Source organism: Streptomyces sp. SirexAA-E, from assembly GCF_000177195.2.
Taxonomy (GTDB): Bacteria; Actinomycetota; Actinomycetes; order Streptomycetales; family Streptomycetaceae; genus Streptomyces; species Streptomyces flavovirens.
Genome location: NC_015953.1, coordinates 2355740 through 2375689, shown reverse-complemented (window position 1 = coordinate 2375689; position 19950 = coordinate 2355740). Strand labels below are relative to the sequence as shown.

Sequence of the window (19950 nt, the reverse complement as noted above, 5' to 3'; positions counted from 1 at the left end):
GCACTAATGTCGAGCGGAGGCCCGACGGCAGCGCGAACGGCGTTTGCGCTGTGCCTCGCCGTGCACAGTGTCGACATCGGGTTCCGCTTTATCCACGGCGTGGAGGTGACTGCGTGCCCGGCCGCGCAAGGCAGACTGCCGGGACAGACCCCCCCCACGCACACGACGCGGTCGGCCGCAGACGCGGGACGGCTCCTGCCCTGGACCACGCTCGAGGGCAGGTCTTGCTACGTCATGGGCGGCGCCACCGGATGCATCTCCCGCGTCGCCGACACCGTCGAGGGCCTCGTACTCGACATGGCCGCCGAGCTGCTCGCCCACGCCGCCGACCTGCTGGCCGACCACCGCGCCTCCTCCGTGTAACTCCGCTTCCTGGGCGACCGGATGACCGAGGCCCGGCGGGACGTCGTCCGGATGACCCACAGCAGGGGCGCCCGCCTTCCGGCTCCGGAGCGGGAAGACAAGGAGGCCGGGGGCCCCTGCGGAAGCGCCGCCGAGCGCTGACCGGAGCAAGCCTCCGCGCGGACGCACCACCGCAATCCGGTACGTTTACACCCCTGTTCACCGCTCTCTCTCCTGTGCTCCTGGCGTGCCCCCATCCCGCCGCGCAGAATGGATCTCCAGGGGACGTACGGGAGAGGCGTGGGCTCGTGGTGATGCAGGTGGAGCGGGACGAGGTGGAGCGGCCGCTGGTCGCGCAACTCAAGGCGATGGGGTGGACGCACCGGCCGGGTCGCGAGATCGGCACCCTCGACGTCGACACGCCCCTGCTCGCCGACCTTCTCGACCCTGCCCTGCGCCGGATTAACACCCGGGCCCTGGACGGCGTGCCCTGGATGGGCGCGAGCGACGTCGATCGCGCCATCTCGGCGCTCGCCCGTGTTCCGCTGGGCGAGGGGGTCGTCAAGGCCAACCTGGCGGCCACCGGACTGCTGCTCAGCGGACTCGTGCTGAGTAAGCCCTCCGCCGGGCACGGCGGGGCATCGGCCACGGTGCAGTACATCGAGTGGCATCCTGACCGGCTCGGTCTCAACGACTTCACCGTGGTCGACCAACTCCGGGTCAGGAATCGCGCGGGCAAGGACTCCGTCCTCGACGTCGTCCTCTTCGTGAACGGCATCCCACTCGTCGCCGTCGAGTGCAAGAGTCCCGACCTCGCCGAGCCCGTCCGCGAGGCTGTTCTCGACCTTCGGCACTATGCGGGCAACCCGGTCAAGGAGGAGGGAGCGCGGGCCCGTCCAGGGGAGGGAACCCGGCCCGCCGGCGTACCCGAGCTCTTCCGCACCGTGCAGCTGCTCGTTGCGGCGACCGGTGAGACCGCCCACCTGGGGACGGTCACCTCCGGTCCCGAGCACTTCCACCCCTGGCGCAGCGTCGAGCCCGAGGACGGCGGCACCCTGCGGCGTGAACTCCTTACGGCGGGGCCCGTGCCGGACGCCGACGGGTCCGCGCCGGCAGCACTCGGCGAGCAGCAGAAGCTGGTGGGCGTGGTACTGCGTCCCGCGGCGCTGCTCAACATCGTGCTGCACTACGTGATCGAGCTGCCAGTCGAGACCGACTCCGGCGCCACGGTGACCGTCAAGGCCGTCGCCCGTCACCAGCAGTACCGGGCCGCCGAGAAGGCTGTACGGCGGCTGCTCGATGGGCGGGCCCGGAGCGGGCCGACGACCGAGGACGAGCGCGGCGGCGTCATCTGGCACACCCAGGGCTCCGGCAAGAGCCTGACCATGACCTTCCTCGTCCGGCGGGTCCACTCGCACCCGAGGCTGAGCGAGTTCACCGTCGTGGTCGTCACCGACCGCACCCAGTTGCAGACGCAGCTCACCGAGGCGCTGGACACGAGCGGGTCCGAGGTCGTGACGGCCGACACCCGCACCGAACTGGAGGGCCTGCTGCGGGCGGGCGGTCGGCGGGTCGTGTTCGGGATGATCCAGAAGTACGGGGTCGGGCTCACCTTCTCCGGGGACGCCGAGCAGGACGAGGACGGCCGCGACCTGGCGGAGGAGTACGCGGAGGCTGAGCGGACCCGCGCCGGTACGCGCGCCGAGGTGGCGCCGCCCGTGCCTAACTTCCCGGAGTGCAACACGTCCCCCGCCATGCTCGTGCTGGTCGACGAGGCGCACCGCTCGCACACCAGCGTGCTGCACGCCGCTCTGCGCAAAGCCATCCCGAACGCGGCGAAGATCGGGTTCACCGGAACGCCCATCACCACTGGGCGGGAGGAGGACACCCGCCGGATCTTCGGGCGCGGTGACTCCCCGCGCGGTTTCCTGGATGAGTACCGGATGGAGGACGCCGAGCATGATGAGGTCGTCGTCCGCATCCGCTACGAGGGGCGCACCGGTGAGGGAGAGGTCAAGGACGGGGCAAGCCTCGACCGCCGGTTCGACGACCTGGTCCGTGACCGCACGCCGGAGGAGAAGACCGCGCTGCTGAAGCGCTGGCCCACCGGAAGCGACGTCGCCGAGTCCGAGCCCATGATCGCGGCCAAGGCCGAGGACATGCTGAAGCACTGGGTGACCACCGTGCTGCCCGGCGGCTTCAAGGCGCAGGTCGCGGCCGTCAGCCGGAAGGCCGCCGTGGAGTACCACCACGCGCTGCGGGCGGCCCGCGACCGGCTCCTGGAGGAACTGGACGGCTACGACCCCGAGTCGGTCGCCGGCACTCCGCCGGAGAAGCTGGAGGGCCGGCTGCGCTATCTCCACCAGGCCCACCAGTTCCGGGCCCTGCTGCGCCGTGTCGACTTCGTGCCCGTCATCTCGCCGAGCACCGGCAGCAAGCACGGCCAGTGGGCGGAGTGGACCGACTCCAGGCGGCAGGAGGCGTACATCGCACGCTTCCAGAAGGCGTTCCCACTGCTGCCCCCTGACTCAGTGTGGACCCCGACGACTGCGGTGACTCCGCCGACCACGCCCCTTGAAGCAGAGGCGGCCGACCGGAACGCGGACCATCCCTGGTCCCACGCCGTCACAGAGCCCCCTGCGTCCCCGCGCGGGATCGTGCCCGACCCGGTGCACCCCGACAGCCCCATCGCGATGCTGATCGTGAAGTCGATGCTGCTCACCGGCTTCGACGCCCCCCGAGAGCAGGTCCTCTACCTGGACCGCCCGATCCGCGGCGCCGAACTGCTCCAGGCCGTCGCCCGCGTCAACCGGCCGCACCCGGGCAAGGAGATCGGCTACGTCGTCGACTACTACGGCGTCTTCGGCCATCTGAACAAGGCGCTGGCCGGATACCGGGAGGCCGACCAGCACGACACGATGCGCAGCATGTCGGTGGAGATCGAAGGTCTCGAACCCGCCGCCGCCGTCGTGCGAGGCCTCCTCCGGGACCTCGGTGTCACGGACGCCGACCTGACCGACCCGGTGCGGCTGCGTGCCGCCCTGGACCGGTTCGAGGACGAGGACACCCGGCTCGCGTTCGACACGGCACTGCACGACTTCCTGGACACGATGGAACGCGTACTGCCGCACGAGGCTGCCCTCGACTACGTGAACGAAGCCCGGCACTGGGGGCTGCTCCAGAAGCGCGTGCGCCGCCTGTTCCGGGACGCCGAGGGCGGCACGTTCACCCTCCGCAGGTACGGCCGGAAGGTCCGGGCCATGATCGCCGAGCATCTGGAGGGGCCGGAGATCGAGGAGGCGATTCCGCCCGTCTGGATCACCGCGGACGGCTTCGACGACGCGGTGCGCAGCCTGCCGCCCCGCGAGGCGGCGGCCGAAATGGGGCACGCGCTGCGGTTCCACCTGGAGGAGCGGGTCAGGCGGGAGGACCCGGAGAAATACCAGCGCCTGTCGGAACGCCTTGAGGAGATCCTCCGGATGACTCCCGACCGGTTCGAGGAGCAGGCCGAGAAGTTCGCACGCCTGATCGAGGAGGCCAGGCAGGAGTACGAGGAGGACCCGGAGGTCGCCGGCCTCAGCCCGCTGGAGCAGAGGACCTACCGCCTGCTGGTCCAGCTCATGGCGGACAGCAGTGAGGTCAGGAACACCGGGGACGACATCCGCCCGCTCGTCGGTCAGCTGTGCGACGTGGCGGCCGAGACGATGGTGAAGGTCTCCTACCAGGGGCAGAGCCAGGACTTGGCCACCTTGGCCGGGGTCATCCAGGGAAGGCTGCTGGCGGGCGGGCTCCGGCCCGCGGGCAAGGACTGGGCTCCGCTGAAGGCAATGGCCGAGCGACTCGCCTCCTTCGCGAACGACAACCGCCGCCAATTCCTGGGCAGGGCGAGAGGAGAATAGGCGGGTGACCGCACCCGCCGAGAAGCACGCCGACAGTAGCTGGGACACCCCGGCAGACGTCTCCCTCCCGGGGGGCGCGTCGATCGACGTCGACGGGTTTTCGCTGCGGGTCCGTGCCCACCCCCGGCGCAAGCGGTTCGCGCTGACCGTGGAGCCCGACGCCACGTTGACCCTGCACACTCCGCCGGACCGCACGGCGGAGGAGGCCGAGGACTTCGTCCGGGCCCACCGCCGTTGGCTGGTGACCAAGCTCGGCGAGCGGGAGCGGACCAGGTCCCTGCATCCGGCCAAGCACTTGGCCGACGGAGAGGTGTTCCGCTACCTGGGCAGGACCTACCGACTGGCGATCTCCGACGGCTCCTCCGAGGACGGCCGGGTGCGGCTGGTGGCTGGGCGGCTCGTGATGGCCGAGCATCTCGCCGAGCATCCACCGGCGGGGCGGGCGGCCCTCGTCGACTGGTACGCCCGGGTCGGCCGCGCCTGGGCCGTCAACCGGTTTCAGCCATGGGCGGCTCGCATGGCGGTGGCCGAACCGCAGCTGGAGGTGCGCGACCTCCAAGACCGCTGGGGATCGTACCGGCCGGATGCGCGCGAGGGCGGGCCGGGGCTGATGGCCTTGGGCTGGCCGCTCTTCCAGCTGCCCATGCACCTGGTCGACTACGTCATCGCGCACGAACTCGCACACGTCCGGGTTCCGGACCACGGGGACGCCTTCTGGCGGCTCCTGGGCCTGGCCCTGCCCGAGTACGCGGCCCGGCGGGCCGAGCTCGACGAGGTGGGGCGGCGAATGTGGATGGGAGACCTGCGCTGAAGGGGGCTCTCTTCATGGCGGCACAACTGGTCGGCGCGGAGGGTGAAGCCCGCCGAACCGCTGGGGCCGGAGAGGATCCACCAGCGGTCGGACGTCCAGGCGGGATCCAGCGGAGGACGAGCTGGTCCGGGCCGCCGAAGTCGCCGCCGGCGATGGTCCGGGCCGGGCGCTCGCGGGGGGACAGGCTTTCCCGCGTGGCGCGCCGGGCCCAGCGCGCCGACGCGGCGCGGCCTGGTGACGTCGGGGCCCCGCCGGGCCACGCTGGCACGATGGCGACGCCTTGTTTGCGATACGTGGCATTCATTTGTCACCGCAAAGGACGGGGCGCGTCTCAGCTCGAAACCCCGTGTTCTCGTCCGTCACTCGTTTTGCTCGTCCTCCATGCTGTTGAGCAGCCGCCGGGCGAGGATGGCGAGGGTCTCTCCGTCCCGGGTGGCCCAGCGGGCGGTGCCCTGGTTCGAGACGGGGCGCCCTTCCCACTCGGCCAGCTCCCACATCCGTGCGATGAGACCGCTGGGCGAGTAAGCGTTGCCGTCGGCGGCCCAGACGATCGGGCGTGCCCGATTGGTGTTGGTCCATTTCGCGAGTGCCCGCCGCGGGTTCGAGTCGAGCCATGAGGCGAGCGCATCCTTCTCCGGCTGCAGGTACAGGGCCAGATGCAGCGGTGCTCCTTCCTCCAGAGCGCCCTTGTCGACGATGACGTGCACCGCGTTGGGTCTGCGGCGCTTGCGAGTTTTATTCTGCTCGCGCCGGTACTGCGCGGCGGCATCCTCGGCTCCGTCGCCTTCGAGGGCTGCCAGGGCCGCGGTCACGAGGTCGGCGGCTTGCCCCGGATCAGCGCACACGCGCTGCAGGCTCGACCGGGTTCCCACTCCATCCAGAGCCTGCACTAGAGCCGGGATGACATGCTTGACCAGGTCGGGCACCTGCTTCTTGGCTTCGGTGGCCCAGGTGAGAGACTGGTCCGGCTCGCCCATGCCGGCGTCCTGGGCGAGGAGCTGCCGGAACACCAGGTGGGTGATGAGGAACGTGCCGTCGTCGATGACGGCGGCTGCGCGTCCGGCGTACTGTTCGCGTTCCGCACGCAGCGCCGTGCGCACCGCCCGCAGGACGTTCACGGCGTTCCAGGTCTCGTACACGCTGGGCACGGACCGGAAGAGGAGGTCGTAGATGCCGCTGCCGCCTCGTTCCCACAGCACATCGGTGGTGCCGGACGCGACGAGCCGGGCCGCGAACCGGCTGCCGCTGTGGGCACAGGCGAGCGCGCACGTGGCTTCCACGACGGAGCAGCCCTCGTCGTCCTGGGGTTCGAGTTCGCTGCGGCGCACGCTGTACACGAGGCCCAGTTCTGCACGGAACTCCTTGATGAGCACCGCCTGAACGGGCTCGAGCGCGATCCGGTCACGCTCGGTGATGTGGTTCTGCCGGTTGGTGGCCTGGGTTGTGCGGTTGGCGAAATCGGTGTCGCCGCCGGTGACGATGAACCGGACGGTGACCTGAGCGAGCCCCGCTTCATCGGACTGCTCGGCTGCGTCGATGACGGAACGCACCGTCTGGGCGCCGTTCACGACACTTGCGCCTTTGGCGGTGATGCGGACGGGATGGCGCTCGGGGAACTTCTGCGATCCGGGGACTGCTTCGAAGGAATCGCACAGGACGGTGATGCCGTTGTTGAAGTACCAGAAGTGGGACGGCTCGCTGACGAGTGTGTTCAGCAGTTCCTTGTTGATGGGGGTGAGCCCCAGCGGATCGCGGATGTTGCGGGCGAACAGTGCATTGCCGTGCTCCGCCCATGCCGCGACTTCTTCGGCTTGTATGACGCCTTCGTAGGAGAGGTAGGGCGAGGACACGCTGAACCAGGGGTGGAGCGTCGCTGTCAGCGTGACGGGCTCGCTCTGCTGGTCCTTCAACACCAGGGCGTGGACGCCGGGGGCATGCAGGAAGCGGTGATCGACGTATTCGCCGTGGGAGTTGAACTCGTTCTCGCCATTCTTGATGACCTGCAGCACACCCGGCGAAGGCGGCTTGACGCCCATTAGGGCGATCACCTGGGTGATTCGAGTGCTTTTCTCGCCAATCAGGTCGTGTGCCCGCTTGGCGAGTATCTGTCCACGGGGGTTGAACTGGGCGGATTCCCCGGAGTCGATGAGGGTAAGTCCTGCGAAGAGCTTGTGCACAGCGGTCTCGTCCGCCTTGGCCGTCCCTTCAGGGCTCCACTTTGCCTGCACGAGGTAGACGTGCGCGTTCGCCTCGTCGATGGCTATGGCGTCGATCCCTTGGTCCTGGCCACCGTCGATGACGCAGTCGGCCGCCTGCTCGGGGGTCCACCCGGTCATGATGCGCACGGCATGCGCTGCCAGAGCGCGGGAGCGGAACGCTGGCTGGATCTTGTCAGGCGGCCGGTTCCCGAAGTCACTCATGTCGATGAGGCCGGAGTACGTCATGTCGAAGGCGCGCGCGGTCTGACGGACCGGGGCAGGCACGACGGGCTGCTGGGGAGTCGCGTTCATGAGCTTTCCTGTAAGCCTAATGGGGAGCGAGAGCGGCGAAAGAGGGCGGCATAGGGAACGAGCGTCAGCTGTGCGAGTTGAGCACGACCTGAAAGCTCCTCTGCGCCTGGACTCGCTCGTGGTCGAGTTTGAGGAAGAGTAGATATGCGATGTGCTCGGTGAACTCCAGCCGGAGCAACCCTCTTAGGCTCGGCTTCTGTTCGAAGAACCGCTGCCAGCGTCGGCAGATTCCGTTTGCAGTCCAGTGGCTTTCGGGCCCGCTCGCCCCGATGTGCTCGCGCTCCGTCGCCATGCCCCACCCGCTCTCGAACGTTCTTGTCCGAGTTGATATGCCGCCAGGCCGCCCCCTGTTCCGGCGTGTCTGATCCGGTGACAAAGTGTTCGGCAGTACATCGAAACCGGACGATCGGGTCGCAGGCGATCAACTCCCTCCCAGGGTAGGTGCAACGTCGGCTGCTAGAGCCCCGACCAGTAACTTTTTCGGCCTGCCATAGCATCTTCTCGTGCCGAGGCGGAACCCAGCAGCGCACTTGTTTGCCGACCGGTGCTACCCCCGTGACCCGCCACCGTGGTGCGAGCAAGCGACCAACGGCAGCCCGCGCCCCGACTGCACCTCGGGATTGTCGAGGCACTCGTCTCCCCGCCCTGGAGGCGCCGAGGGTACGGATCGTGCAGTCTGCCCCGACACCCCGCCAGCATGGCCTCGCGGCACCACGACGACATGACCCCCACTTCAGTGAACAGCAGCCAGGGGTTGTTGGTGAACCACCAGCCTGTCCGTTGGCTTTAGCTCTCGTCGGCCGGCGGTGGCATGCCCTTCCCCACAAGTCAGTTCATTTGGTGATTCTGTGGTAGTAGACGAGGGTAAAGGCGAGGAAGTACTCGGCTTTGCGCTTGTAGCGGCGGTGGAGTCGGCGGCAGCCCGCGAGCCAGGCCATGGTCCGTCCGATGGTCTAGCGGTCTCGGCCCAGCCGATGTGAGGTTTCGACGCACTTGCGGTGCGGGATGCCGCGCAGTGACAACTATTGCCTCAGGTGGCGGTAATCGTAGTTTTTGTCGCAGTGAAGCTTGCCGGCCTTGCGCCGCCGAGGGCTGCGGCGGCACCGGATCGGGGGTATGCCCTTAATGAGTGGGGTCAGCGCTTGACTGTCGTGGACGTTGGCACCGGAGATTCCGACGGGCAGGGGCAGACCGGTCCGCTCGTTGATCGATTTGATCTTCGAGCCGTACTTGCCCGGTCGACAGGATTCGGACCTGCCATGTCCCCCTTTTCACGGCCCGCACGGTGACCGAGACGGTCGCGCACCGCGCGACCAGTCCAGATAGATCGCCTCGGGAGCCGAGCTCGTCGAGGAATAGGCGGTGGAGCTGGGCCCACACTCTGGCCTTCATCCACTCAGCGAACCGACGATGGGCCGTCGCGCGAAACACGCCCCGAACGAAGCTGCCAGTAGCTGCTTCCATGTGCAGCCCGGAGGTCGCGACGAACACGATCGCGGCCAGAACCTCTCGGTCGCCGTGGCGACGCCGACCGAGAGGTTCTGGCCGCGACGGCACCTCCGGCAACCATCCGCTCAAGAATCCTCGCCACAGCAGCCCCCTTAGAGGACGTCTCATTTGGTGGGTTGAGTAGTCTGCGCTGTGTGGTGATGGTCGAGCGCATGGTGCCGGATGGGCTGTGGGAGCTGTTCCAGCGGGTGGCCCCGCCTGCTCCGACTCGACCGCAGGGCGGCGGCCGGCGCAGGTACGGGGACCGCGAAGTACTGGCCGCGATCATCTTCGTGGCCACGACTGGCTGCACCTGGCGGCAGCTGCCGCCGGTCTTCGGTCCGTCGGGACCGACCGCGCACCGGCGTTTCAGCGAGTGGAGTGCCGCCCGGGTCTGGGCCAAGTTGCACCGCGTCGTCCTTGACGAGCTGGGCTCGCGAGGCGGCTTGGACTGGTCGCGCTGCGCGATCGACTCGGTGAACATGCGGGCCCTGAAAGGGGGGAGCTGACAGGTTCGAATCCTGTCGACCGGGGCAAGAAAGGCTCGAAGATCCACTTGATCACTGAGCGGACCGGTCTGCCCATCTCCGTCGCGATCTCCGGCGCGAACCTCCATGACAGCCAGGCGCTTGAGCCGCTGGTGCGCGGCATTCCGCCGACCCGTTCGCGTCGCGGCCCCCGGCGGCGACGGCCCGCCAAGCTCCACGCGGACAAGGGATACGACTACGACCACCTGCGTCGATGGCTCCGCTCGCGCGGCATCCGTCACCGCATCGCCCGCAGAGTCGTCGAATCCTCCACGAGGCTTGGCCGGCATCGCTGGACGATCGAGCGCACGATGTCCTGGCTGGGCGGCTGCCGCCGCCTGCACCGCCGCTACGAGCGCAAGGCCCAGCATTTCCTGGCCTTCACCGCCATCGCCTGCACCCTCATCTGCTACCGCAGGCTGGCAGCCTGACAGACAGCGCCCGCGTGGGACGATCCACAGCATGACCGAATGGATGCACCACGCCCCGCGCTGGACGGTCATATCGGTCTGCATCATCGCAGCCGTCCTGCTCTTCGTCGGCGCTTTCGCTCACGTCACCGACCTCCTCAGCCACGGACTGCACTCCTACGACTGGGCGCCAGGGTGGCTCAACCTCTACTGGTCGTCGCTGGCACTGTTCGACGCGCTCGCCGGCGTGCTCCTGATCTACGGCAAACGCCGAGGAACCGACCTCGCCTGCGTCATCATGGCGACCGACCTCGCCCCAACTGGTACGCGGTCTATGGCATCCAGCACAGCAACCTCGCCGCTGAGCCCGGCCTTCAACGACTGGCGGTCTTCGCCGCACTCGTCCTGGGAACGGCGCCGTTCATTCGACGACACCTCACCAATTGAGACGTCGTCTTACTGGCTAGGTGCCGCATCAGACAAGGTTCGCCCCGTGTGACGTGCCGCCCGGTTGCTGTGCCAGGCGGCACCGGACCGTCAGAATGATCACGTGGCTGAACGCGTGCAGGTCCGTGAGATCGATGACGACGAGGGCAGACGGCTGCTGCGGATCGTCCGCCGGGGCACCGGGTCCGTGGTGACCTGGCGCCGGGCCCAGATGGTTCTGCTGTCCGCCCAGCGCATGCCCGTGGCGAAGATCGCCGAGGTCACATTCACCAGCGCGGACCGGGTCCGCGACGTGATCCACAACTTCAGTGCCGACGGCTTCGACTCGCTCTACCCGAAATACAAGGGCGGGCGGCCGAGGACGTTCACGCTGCCCGAACGCCGGGAGATCAAGAAGATCGCGAAGTCCAAGCCAGCCGAGCACGGCCTGCCGTTCTCGGCCTGGAGCCTGGCCAAGCTGGCCGACTTCCTGGTCGCCGAGGGGTGGTCGACGACATCAGCCACGAGGGCCTTCGGGTCCTGCTTCGCGAGGGGGGCGTCTCCTTTCAACGCGTGAAGACCTGGAAGACCTCCCGCGATCCCGACTACGCCACGAAGAAGGCCCGCGTCGAGCACCTCTACGCGATCGCCGACGGCGAGGTCATCCCCGAGGAGGACGAGCCCGAAGTCGTTGTTTGCATAGATGAGTTCGGGCCGCTCAACCTCCAGCCCCACCCGGGCCAGCAGTGGGCGGAGCGCGGTGGCCGGCACAAGGACCCCGACAGCGAGCCGAGGCCCCGCCGGCGGGCGACCTACACCCGCCCGCACGGGGTGCGGCACCTGTTCGCCGTATACGATCTTGGCAAGGACCAGCTCTATGGGCACATCAAGATGACCAAGAACCGGTCGAAGTTCCTGGAGTTCTGCCGCTACCTGCGCTCGCTGCACCCGATGGACGTGCGGATCGCGATTGTGGCCGACAACTACTCGCCGCACCTGACGACGAAGCGGTGCCAGCGGGTCGGGACGTGGGCGGAGCTAACAATGTCGAGATCGCTTACACCCCGACCAACAGCTCCTGGCTGAACCGGATCGAGGCCCAGTTCACCGCCCTGCGCTACTTCGCTCTCGACGGCACTGACCATGCCAGCCACAAGGAGCAGGGGAGCATGATCCACCGGTACATCATCTGGCGGAACAAGCACGTCGCCGACGAGCGCCTACGCGAAGTCGTCACCAGGGCGAATGTCGCTTGACGCAGCGCCAACTCCGCATCGCAAGCCGCTACCTGTCAGCTACTGCGTACTCCCGTCGTCGAGTCCGGCGATGACTCTGACGTCCGCTTCGGACATGTCCAGGATCCCGGCGATCAGGCGGGCCTGCAGCAAGTTCGGATTGTGTCCGCGGCGGAGCATGTGGATGGTGGACATCGACAGTCCGGCGGCCCTGGCCATGTCCCTGACCGGAATCCCGCGCTGGTCCATCAACCCGGTGAGCATCCGTCCGAACGGATGGGGCTCCGACCGCCCGGCAGGGGCAACGGCCGGGCCCATGACAACGTCACCGATCTTGACCTGGAAGCGGATGAGTTGGTCGCCCGCGAACCCGACTTTCGCGACGAACGGCAGGCTCTCGCCATTGCCGGAGGCGACCGTTCCCGGGATCGACACCTCGGTGAACCTCACGGCGGGATCGCAGCGGTGATCCCCGGTCTCTGCGGGATGTCCCGGCTGGACGCGGTCGACTTTCCAGTCGCGGTTCCACCACGGAAGGTCCTGCAGCGTTTGGTTGAAGAAGGGCAGCAGGACGGCCATGTCCACCGGGTCCGGAGGATTCTTCTGACCTCCCCATATGACACCAGGCCAGTACCTCAGTGCCGCGATCACGTCCGCCGTCAGCGCGCAGTTGGCAGTTTCCACGGCCACACTCTCCCCCAGTCGACGGAGCAGTCTCCCATGACGAGGCCAACGTTGTCTGATGCGGCACTAGATGAGATGACCTGTTAGGAGGGGGAGCTTGATCGTTTCACGCTGTGTGGGTCTTGAACTGCGCATTTGTCGACTTCTGATGGCTTGCCGGACGGGTGTGGGTCGCATGTGGGATGCGCGGGTCGGGCGGGGCTCGCGGTTTCGGGTTGGCGAGCGAGTGGTCCGCGGCGTCGTCGGCCGAGGTGTTGGCAGTGCGGTTCGCGTAGGGGAGCGGGCGAACGATTGAGCCCTGCCGTGGGAGACGGCGTAAAGGGGTAGACACCTCTGAAGGGATGGATCCGGTCGGCATGGGCGGCGCTTCGCCGGGTCCGGCGGCGAGGGCTTCGCGGGAGGTGGGTCCGTGGATACGTCCTATGACGTCAGGGTGTGGCAGATCGAGAGTCGGCAGGGGCAGCGGCGGGCTTCTTTCGGAGTGCGCTGGTCGGTGGCCGGACGCAGGCGCGGCAGGACGTTCCAGACGTATGCGCTGGCGGACGGTTTTCGAGCGGAGCTGCTGCATGCGGTGCACCAGGGTGTGCCGTTCGGTGTAGTCACCGGTTTGTCGGTCAGGCTCGGGTGTCGGCCTCGTCGGTGAACTGGTACGACTTCGCCGTACATTTCGTGGATTCCCGTTGGCCGCAGTCCTCGGGGAACACGCGACGGAACACGGCTCGAGTATTGATGATCACTACGGAGGCGCTGCTCGGCAGGCTGCCTCGTGGGGTCAGTGGGCAGCAGGTGCGCACAGCGCTGTTCCAGTGGGCCTTCAACACGCGGTGCCGTGCTTCCGCGCCGGACGATATTGCGGTCGTGCTGGGCTGGATCAGGCGTCAGTCGCCGGTCATGGAGGTCTGGGAGGACCCAGAGGTGGCGGACGATGTGCTGCGGGCGCTGTACCACCGTCTTGACGACTCCGTCGCGGCGGCCTCGTCGAGAATGCGGCACCGCCAGGTTCTGAATGTGGCGATGGCGTACGCGGTGCGGCGGAACATCCTGTCGGCCAATCCACTGCCCACAGGGCTTAGGTCCTGTCCGGCGGATCATGTGACTGTCTGATCGGTGACTCGTTATTGTTGGCATGGGGCGGGGTGATCTGACGAATGCCGAGTGGGCTCGGCTGGAGCCGCACTTGCCGACGTTCGGACAACGTGGCGGGCGGTGGAACAACCACCGCAAGGTGATCAACGGGATCCTGTTCCGGGTCCGGACGGGCATACCGTGGCGGGATCTTCCCGAGCGTTTCGGTAGATGGAAGACCGTCTATGAAAGGCACCGGCGCTGGTCGGCGGACGGCACGTGGGATCGGGTCCTGCGGTCCGTCCAGGCCGACGCCGACCTTGCCGGCCGGATCGACTGGAGCTTGGTCAGCGTCGACTCGACATCCTGCCGGGCCCACCAGCACGCGGCCGGGGCCCGCAAGAAGAAGCCACGCGTCCCGAAAAAAGGACAACGCCCCGGCACCACCGACCCGACGAAGGACTCGGACGGTCCCGGGGCGGCCTGACCTGCAAGATCCACCTCGCCGGTGAGGGCAGCTGTCGGCCGATGGCCTTCCTGCTCACGCCCGGACAGTGGGGCGACGCGCCCCAGATGATCGAGGTCCTGAAGCGCATCCGCGTTCCCCGCCCGCAGGGCGGTCACCCTCGCACCCGGCCGGACCATCTGGGCGGCGACAAGGCATACAGCTCACGCCGCAACCGCCGCTACCTGCGAAGGCGCCAGATCAAGCACACGATCACCGAACCGAAGGACCAGCGGGCCAACCGCAAACGACGCGGCAGCAAGGGCGGCCGACCAACCGGCTTCGACACCGAGATCTATAAACGCCGCAACGAGGTCGAGCGCACGATCAACCGGCTCAATAACTCCCGGGCCGTCGCAACCCGCTACGACAAGCGGGCCTACGTCTTCCACGGCACCGTCACAGTCGCGGCGATCCGGCTATGGCTCAGACCTTGACCGCCGAACGCCGGGGAGCAGTACGGGTGTCATTGCACCGCCGGCGGTTCAGAGTCCGGCAGCAACAAGGATCCCTGCCCCGACGAGGGCGAAGACGGCTCCGATCACTCTGCACGTGATGACACTGCTGGGCCACGATCGGTAGGAGTAGGACATCGTTTGGAACCGGTCGGCTACCCCTCGGACATTGGTGGCCAAAAGCCCCCCGCCCACGAGAGCGACGCCACCCCACATCAGCTCGAACACCTGACTGTTCACGATGCGAGGATAGTCAGCCTGCGTCGCTGGCAGGAGCTCTATCAGTGATCCGCCGGACAGACCCTAGCCTTCCGCGCGGGGCCACACCTCTTTGACCCACCCCGCGACCGCGTCATCGTCCCGTTCCATGGCGCGACGGGCCGGAACCTGGCAGGACCAGCCGTTACGCACCAACAGCTTCCGCACGCCCTGGATCGTGTACGTCAGACGGAAGCGCCGGCCGATCACCGTTTTGACCCGGGCCAGAGTCCAACGCTGGTCCTCCCAGCCGTGCGCGGCCGGCCCCTTGGCCGGCTCCGCCTCAAGCTGAGCGAACTGCCGATCGCTGAGCCTCGGCAGAGACACCGGACCCTGCGACCGCAGAGATCCCGGGCCACCCTCGGCCCACGCGTGACGCCACCGCTGGACCGAACGGACACTGACCCGCAGATCTCTGGCGATCGCGGTACTGCCCTCGCCCCGGGCGAACCGCTCGGCCGCCTGAAGCCGTAACTCTTCGCGGCACTGCTGCCGTTCGGCGGTCAGCCCGCCCCCTTGTGGATACCGCATGACTCCGGTCATACCGCAGCCACCGGTCAGCCGTCATCCCCCACGACACCACGAGTTCAGCCTCAGTAGGAGCCTACTTTTTAGGTCAATATAAGAGTCGTACTGGCCAAAAAACCAGGACTTAAGCAACATTTACCTACGAAAAGCCTGGATTCATGCTTGATCCCTTCACGCCGCTAACACATACTGCACAACACTCGCTACTTAGCGTGAAACCTTGGGGGGAATAATGAATCTGCGTAAGGGCTTGGCTTTCGCCGGCGTCACCATCCTGACCGCTGCCACAGCCAGTCAGGCGCATGCTGCGGAACCGAGCGAGCTCCAGCAGCAGATTGACACGGTGCTGGCCAACACCACGGGGGGCGTGCAGATCAGCCCGAACGAAATAGCCTGGGAGGGCGGGCAGGCCATCATGTCGTTCCCGCTGCCTGGGGAGGAGGTAGCGCCTCCCAGCAGTCAGGCCGCTATCGACCTGCAGACCCAGCAGGCTGGGGTCTCGAAGCAGAGCGTTAAGGCTGCCGCTGCTGCGGGCGAAGCCCTTGCAGCAGCAAGCGACAGCTGCCCGACGGAGGTGTTCGGTAATGACTGGTATTGCTTCTACCAGTACAGGGACTTTGGTGGGCGCCGCCTCCAGTGGAACCAGGCGAAGCACGATGTCGTCTTTTTCTCGCAGTTCGACTTCGTGAACAAGACGTCGTCCTGGTCCAACAAGGGCGGGAAGTACATCTACGTACAGGGTCGCTCTCAGACTGGTTACGACAGGTCCTGCTGGGAAAAGCCGCTCATCCTCTGGCAGGAAGCTCCCCACACCAGCAAGGCATTTGTGGGGTCGAGTCTGGACAATAAGGCAGACTGCTTCTGGACGTCTTACTGAATTGATGGGCGGAGAGATGCTCTCTCTGCCCATCGCACGTTCAGCCCTTAAGGAATGTTACGTAATTTACGACTGCGGGTCCATTTACTTTCATCGCGGGCGAGGAATCCAGGAAGATCTCCTCATAGGCGAGAATCTTTCCGTTTTCAGGGTCGACGACCAGCATGTGCTCGGCCGGAATGCTTCCGGAGTCGTCCCTGACTGTGTAGGCAACGCCTTGGCGCCCAGCTCTGTCGGTCACCTCGCCTGCAGTGGTCAGCCCCTTCTTCTTCGCCAGGACTCGAAGGAGTGCCGCCCGCTGCTCAGGATCCAGGTGGTTGGTCATCAGTTTGTCTACGACTGACTCGGAGATGAAGCCGGCGGTGTCTGCCGGCGCACCCTGGTCCAGCCAAGCTTCTAGCTCGGCCGGGTTGTGAGGCGCATCTCCGTACCCCACATTCCCCGTGCCCGACCGGTCAACGGGTTCCTTAATCGCATCCCACTGACGCTCCCAGAGGCTGCGCTGCTCATCGTTCTGGAACTGCGGCTTCTCCGCCTTGACCGACCACGTCGTGGTGCCATCCGGCTTCTTCAACGTTTCCCGCCGTTCGGGCACCACTGCAGAGGTGATCTGCATCCCTCCGATCCTGGTCGTCAATGACCAGGTTTCCTGGATGAACGGACCGCCCTCAGCACCATCCGCTTCCTGTAGTTTTTCTACCCTCCGAGCGGTGGCTTCCAGGTTCATCGAAGCAGTGGTGGAATCGTCGGCGACCGTGTGGACGGCAAGAAGTCTCGGAGTAGCTGCCACCGCCGGATCAATCGGAGGCCGCTGCAGGAGGTCCGGACCTATCAGCAGAGCCCCCGCGACAACAGCAGCCGACACCGCAAGAAGAGAAACCCTGAAGGGCGACGTCCATTTGGTGCGCGAGCTTCGACCCGCATGCCGGGGTTCCTGAACGATGCGCTGAAAGAGAGCATCCGCCTCTGGCTGCACCATGTGGGGCTTATGGATTCGCGATTCGAGTTCGGCCAAAGACCGGTCAATTTCATGCATGGCTCTGCTCCTTCACCCGGGCGCTGGCACCGTAACTCGAATCAAATCCGTGAAGAATCTTCTTCAATCGTTTCCTGGCACGGAACAAGCGAACCCGCGCCGCCGCCGTACTACATCTCAGAACGGTCGCCTGGTCTGACGCGCTCAGGTTCTCCCAAATCGCCAGGCGAAGGATTTCCTGATCCTCTTCTTTGAGACGTCCGAAAGCCTTGACCAGATCAGCCATAGCTATCGCACTGTCCGCATGCTCAGAAGAGTCGAACGTCGCCGGCTGAGCAGCAAGGAGCTCAGTCAGGCTGACCTGCCGTCGCTGAGAACGTCGATCATTGGCCAGCGTGCGCCGCGCAACTCCGTACAGCCACGGAAGCTCGTCGGCGTCCCCTAGATCTTCCATCCGCCGCCAAGCGGTGAGGAACACGTCGGCTACTACGTCCGCCACCCGGTCTGGGTGCGCACGTCGAGCCGCGTACGCCTCGATCGCACCGCGATGGTCTCTGTACAGCTCGGCAAATCTCTGCTCATACATCAGTGACTGCATCTGCCCTCCGAGAGTCCTATGTCCGGCAGCACCTGATGCGTTACACCTGGCCTAGTATATTTCTCACGCACCAGCAGCTGATCGGCTCCAAGCACGTGTGCCAGCCGCAGAGCCTTGCGGTCGAAGCCCTGGACTACTGAGGCTGAACTCGTGGTGTCGTGGGGGATGACGGCTGACCGGTGGCTGCGGTATGACCGGAGTCATGCGGTATCCACAAGGGGGCGGGCTGACCGCCGAACGGCAGCAGTGCCGCGAAGAGTTACGGCTTCAGGCGGCCGAGCGGTTCGCCCGGGGCGAGGGCAGTACCGCGATCGCCAGAGATCTGCGGGTCAGTGTCCGTTCGGTCCAGCGGTGGCGTCACGCGTGGGCCGAGGGTGGCCCGGGATCTCTGCGGTCGCAGGGTCCGGTGTCTCTGCCGAGGCTCAGCGATCGGCAGTTCGCTCAGCTTGAGGCGGAGCCGGCCAAGGGGCCGGCCGCGCACGGCTGGGAGGACCAGCGTTGGACTCTGGCCCGGGTCAAAACGGTGATCGGCCGGCGCTTCCGTCTGACGTACACGATCCAGGGCGTGCGGAAGCTGTTGGTGCGTAACGGCTGGTCCTGCCAGGTTCCGGCCCGTCGTGCCATGGAGCGGGACGATGACGCGGTCGCGGGGTGGGTCAAAGAGGTGTGGCCCCGCGCGGAAGGCTAGCGGCGGCCCGTGGAGCCTGGCTGGCCTTCGAGGACGAAGCCGGCTTCTCCATGACGCCGCCGCACGCCAAGACCTGGTCGCCACGCGGCCGCACCCCAGTGGTCCGAGTCCGCGGCCGTTCCCGCCGCCGGCCGCGACCATCGCGTTGCTTCGGACGCCTCCGAAGCAGTTCGACGCGGTCAAGGTGCGGACCGCACTGCGCGAGTGGGCCTTCAACTTCAAGCGCCGGACCAATCCCGACGAGCCGATGCCCGACAAGGTGCGCGTCATCCTCGACTGGATCCAGCGCAATACGCTGTCGATGGCAGCGTGGGAGCAGTCGGACCGAGTCGACGCAGTCGTCTCCGCGCTCGGAACGCTGCTGGACGGCACTGCCGCAGCGGCCAGCTCCGTGTCCCGTAATCGGCGAATCATGAACCTTGCTATGGAGTACGCCGTCCGCCACGGCATTCTCCGTCAGAACCCCCTGCCGAAGGGGAAGGGCAGTGGAGGGGGCGCCCCCAAGGTCGCTCACGCCATCGACAAGCGCTCGCTGCTGAACCCGGAGCAGGTCACCGCGCTCCTCGATTGGATCGGCAAGCGGCCTCTGCGGCGGGGGCCTCTCTATCGGGCCTTCTTCGCGACCCTCTGCTACGCCGCTCTCCGCCCGGAAGAAGCCGTCGCGCTTCACGTGAGCGACGCCACGCTGCCCGAAGCGGGCTGGGGCGAGTTCATCGTCCACAGCGCACGGCCGGAGGTCGGCAGTCAATGGACCGACAGCGGAGAGCCCCACGATGACCGTGACCTGAAGGGGCGGGCGGAGGGCGACACCCGGACCGTACCCATCCACCCTGACCTTGTTGCCTCCCTTCGCGAGGTCATCGTCCGCTACAAGCTCACGCCGACCGACCTCCTCTTCCCCGGAGAGTTCGGCGGCAGGCTGGCGGGCTCGGTGTTCCGACGGGTCTGGGACAAGGCCCGAGAGGAGGTTCTCCAACCTCATGAGTACGACTCGCCTGCGGGTAAGCGCGTGTACGACTGCCGCCACACCTGCCTCACCGCATGGCTCAACAAGGGCATACCGCCGGCCCAGGTTGCCGAGTGGGCCGGAAATAGCGTGCCTGTCCTCCTGGCCATCTATGCGCGGTGCATCGTCGGACAGCGGGACAACTACCTGAAGCAGATCCACGACATCAGGTATGTCCGCAAGGTGGAGTAAGCCGGATGGTAGAAGGGCGGTGTGGGACCCCAGTGGATGGGGGCCCACACCGCCCTTCGGCGTTCGGCGGCGGAGTCATTCGGGCGTATCTGCTGGGGGACGCATGGGGGACAGGCAGCCGTAGAGATCCAGTTTTAGTCGGTGTCAGCCGGACTCCGACGCCTTTCGACGAGCCGGAGTGCGCTCGATACATGCGAAGGTCAGAAGTGCTCTGACCAGGCAAAACGAGGTCCACGTAACGTGGTACCGGTGGCGCCCCCGGCAGGACTCGAACCTGCGGCCAAGCGCTTAGAAGGCGCCTGCTCTATCCACTGAGCTACGGGGGCCGGTGTGGGCCTCGGTGGCCCCGGAGGGCGCTGTGACAAGCCATCCGTGACCTTGCCGGGACAAGGATAGGGCTCTTGGTGCCCTGTCCCGGTTGCTTCACCTGCGTGGCACGATGTGGAGGTTCGGTGAAGCGAACCGATAAT

The 19950-nt window shown here is 66.7% G+C and carries 16 protein-coding genes, 1 tRNA gene and 3 pseudogenes; 12 read left to right on the top strand and 8 right to left on the bottom strand.

Annotated features, from left to right (window positions below; genetic code table 11):
• The first annotated feature begins 234 nt into the window (after positions 1–234).
• The 3 genes from SACTE_RS35565 (at position 235) to SACTE_RS10500 (ending at position 5052) form a co-directional block, all read left to right on the top strand.
• On the top strand, positions 235–363 hold the full coding sequence (locus SACTE_RS35565; protein ID WP_019993759.1) for a hypothetical protein: 129 nt from the start codon (positions 235–237) through the stop codon (positions 361–363).
• A gap of 293 nt (positions 364–656) precedes the next feature.
• Positions 657–4241, top strand: coding sequence for a type I restriction endonuclease (locus SACTE_RS10505; RefSeq protein WP_202435040.1), 3585 nt, complete (start codon positions 657–659; stop codon positions 4239–4241).
• A gap of 4 nt (positions 4242–4245) precedes the next feature.
• Complete coding sequence (locus tag SACTE_RS10500; protein WP_014046008.1) at positions 4246–5052, top strand: SprT family zinc-dependent metalloprotease; 807 nt, start codon at positions 4246–4248, stop codon at positions 5050–5052.
• A gap of 359 nt (positions 5053–5411) precedes the next feature.
• On the opposite strand, the gene SACTE_RS10495 is transcribed toward SACTE_RS10500, so the two are convergent.
• From SACTE_RS10495 to SACTE_RS34575, 3 genes and pseudogenes are all read right to left on the bottom strand, one after another.
• Positions 5412–7562, bottom strand: a complete 2151-nt coding sequence (locus SACTE_RS10495; RefSeq protein ID WP_014046007.1) for an AIPR family protein — start codon at positions 7560–7562, stop codon at positions 5412–5414.
• A gap of 64 nt (positions 7563–7626) precedes the next feature.
• A complete protein-coding gene (locus SACTE_RS10490; RefSeq protein ID WP_014046006.1) occupies positions 7627–7854 on the bottom strand; it encodes a hypothetical protein in 228 nt (75 codons plus the stop codon).
• A gap of 541 nt (positions 7855–8395) precedes the next feature.
• Positions 8396–9128, bottom strand: a pseudogene (locus SACTE_RS34575) (IS5 family transposase); the annotation flags it as partial.
• Positions 9129–9211: 83 nt separating this feature from the next.
• Here SACTE_RS34575 and SACTE_RS33665 point away from each other — a divergent pair.
• From SACTE_RS33665 to SACTE_RS35560, 3 genes and pseudogenes are all read left to right on the top strand, one after another.
• Positions 9212–10008, top strand: a protein-coding gene (locus tag SACTE_RS33665) for an IS5 family transposase (protein WP_106708001.1) whose coding sequence is annotated in 2 segments (ribosomal slippage) — positions 9212–9545 and positions 9545–10008 — 798 coding nt in all. Because the reading frame shifts where the segments join, the coding sequence is not laid out codon by codon here.
• A gap of 31 nt (positions 10009–10039) precedes the next feature.
• Positions 10040–10486, top strand: coding sequence for a hypothetical protein (locus tag SACTE_RS10475; protein WP_014046003.1), 447 nt, complete (start codon positions 10040–10042; stop codon positions 10484–10486).
• Positions 10487–10537: 51 nt separating this feature from the next.
• Positions 10538–11669, top strand: a pseudogene (locus SACTE_RS35560) (IS630 family transposase).
• Positions 11670–11708: 39 nt separating this feature from the next.
• Here the strand turns inward: SACTE_RS35560 and SACTE_RS10460 are convergent.
• On the bottom strand, positions 11709–12332 hold the full coding sequence (locus SACTE_RS10460) for a helix-turn-helix transcriptional regulator (RefSeq protein WP_014046001.1): 624 nt from the start codon (positions 12330–12332) through the stop codon (positions 11709–11711).
• A gap of 729 nt (positions 12333–13061) precedes the next feature.
• On the opposite strand from SACTE_RS10460, the gene SACTE_RS10455 reads away from it, so the two are divergent.
• The gene (locus tag SACTE_RS10455; RefSeq protein WP_014046000.1) at positions 13062–13436 is read left to right on the top strand and encodes a hypothetical protein; all 375 of its coding nucleotides are present in this window, start codon (positions 13062–13064) and stop codon (positions 13434–13436) included.
• A 22-nt stretch (positions 13437–13458) separates the two neighbouring features.
• A protein-coding gene (locus SACTE_RS33080; protein WP_093565449.1) for an IS5 family transposase occupies positions 13459–14339 on the top strand; the annotation gives its coding sequence in 2 pieces (ribosomal slippage) (positions 13459–13819 and positions 13819–14339; 882 coding nt in all).
• A gap of 321 nt (positions 14340–14660) precedes the next feature.
• Here SACTE_RS33080 and SACTE_RS10435 read toward each other — a convergent pair.
• Entirely contained in the window at positions 14661–15146 is a 486-nt protein-coding gene (locus tag SACTE_RS10435; protein ID WP_041676615.1) for a winged helix-turn-helix domain-containing protein, read from the bottom strand.
• Between the two features lie 229 nt (positions 15147–15375).
• On the opposite strand from SACTE_RS10435, the gene SACTE_RS10430 reads away from it, so the two are divergent.
• Positions 15376–16020: a peptidase inhibitor family I36 protein gene (locus SACTE_RS10430; protein ID WP_014045996.1), complete on the top strand. Its 645-nt coding sequence runs from the start codon at positions 15376–15378 to the stop codon at positions 16018–16020.
• A 40-nt stretch (positions 16021–16060) separates the two neighbouring features.
• On the opposite strand, the gene SACTE_RS34240 is transcribed toward SACTE_RS10430, so the two are convergent.
• Both SACTE_RS34240 and SACTE_RS33075 read right to left on the bottom strand, forming a co-directional pair.
• Entirely contained in the window at positions 16061–17056 is a 996-nt protein-coding gene (locus tag SACTE_RS34240; protein WP_141708017.1) for a hypothetical protein, read from the bottom strand.
• Entirely contained in the window at positions 17049–17594 is a 546-nt protein-coding gene (locus SACTE_RS33075) for a sigma-70 family RNA polymerase sigma factor (protein ID WP_014045994.1), read from the bottom strand. Before SACTE_RS33075 ends, SACTE_RS34240 begins: the two co-directional genes overlap by 8 nt.
• Before the next feature lie 202 nt (positions 17595–17796).
• Between SACTE_RS33075 and SACTE_RS10420 the strand changes: the two genes are divergently transcribed.
• The 3 genes and pseudogenes from SACTE_RS10420 to SACTE_RS10415 all read left to right on the top strand — a co-directional run bounded on the left by SACTE_RS10420 (position 17797) and on the right by SACTE_RS10415 (position 19480).
• A complete protein-coding gene (locus SACTE_RS10420) occupies positions 17797–18282 on the top strand; it encodes a winged helix-turn-helix domain-containing protein (protein WP_041676615.1) in 486 nt (161 codons plus the stop codon).
• Positions 18261–18413: pseudogene (locus SACTE_RS34940) on the top strand (IS630 family transposase); the annotation flags it as partial. The gene SACTE_RS10420 and the pseudogene SACTE_RS34940, both read left to right, overlap by 22 nt.
• Positions 18414–18466: 53 nt before the next feature.
• A complete protein-coding gene (locus SACTE_RS10415) occupies positions 18467–19480 on the top strand; it encodes a site-specific integrase (protein WP_226995155.1) in 1014 nt (337 codons plus the stop codon).
• Positions 19481–19730: 250 nt separating this feature from the next.
• Here the strand turns inward: SACTE_RS10415 and SACTE_RS10410 are convergent.
• Positions 19731–19806: transfer RNA gene (locus SACTE_RS10410), tRNA-Arg, on the bottom strand.
• Positions 19807–19950 lie beyond the last annotated feature (144 nt).

Bases quoted from the DNA above. Each gene is read 5' to 3' on its own strand.
- SACTE_RS35565 (WP_019993759.1), top strand. From the start codon at position 235: ATGGGCGGCGCCACCGGATGCATCTCCCGCGTCGCCGACACCGTCGAG.
- SACTE_RS10430 (WP_014045996.1), top strand. From the start codon at position 15,376: ATGAATCTGCGTAAGGGCTTGGCTTTCGCCGGCGTCACCATCCTGACC.
- SACTE_RS34240 (WP_141708017.1), bottom strand. From the start codon at position 17,056: ATGCATGAAATTGACCGGTCTTTGGCCGAACTCGAATCGCGAATCCAT.
- SACTE_RS10455 (WP_014046000.1), top strand. From the start codon at position 13,062: ATGATCACTACGGAGGCGCTGCTCGGCAGGCTGCCTCGTGGGGTCAGT.
- SACTE_RS10495 (WP_014046007.1), bottom strand. From the start codon at position 7,562: ATGAACGCGACTCCCCAGCAGCCCGTCGTGCCTGCCCCGGTCCGTCAG.
- SACTE_RS33075 (WP_014045994.1), bottom strand. From the start codon at position 17,594: ATGCAGTCACTGATGTATGAGCAGAGATTTGCCGAGCTGTACAGAGAC.
- SACTE_RS10435 (WP_041676615.1), bottom strand. From the start codon at position 15,146: ATGCGGTATCCACAAGGGGGCGGGCTGACCGCCGAACGGCAGCAGTGC.
- SACTE_RS10505 (WP_202435040.1), top strand. From the start codon at position 657: ATGCAGGTGGAGCGGGACGAGGTGGAGCGGCCGCTGGTCGCGCAACTC.
- SACTE_RS10420 (WP_041676615.1), top strand. From the start codon at position 17,797: ATGCGGTATCCACAAGGGGGCGGGCTGACCGCCGAACGGCAGCAGTGC.
- SACTE_RS10490 (WP_014046006.1), bottom strand. From the start codon at position 7,854: ATGGCGACGGAGCGCGAGCACATCGGGGCGAGCGGGCCCGAAAGCCAC.
- SACTE_RS10475 (WP_014046003.1), top strand. From the start codon at position 10,040: ATGACCGAATGGATGCACCACGCCCCGCGCTGGACGGTCATATCGGTC.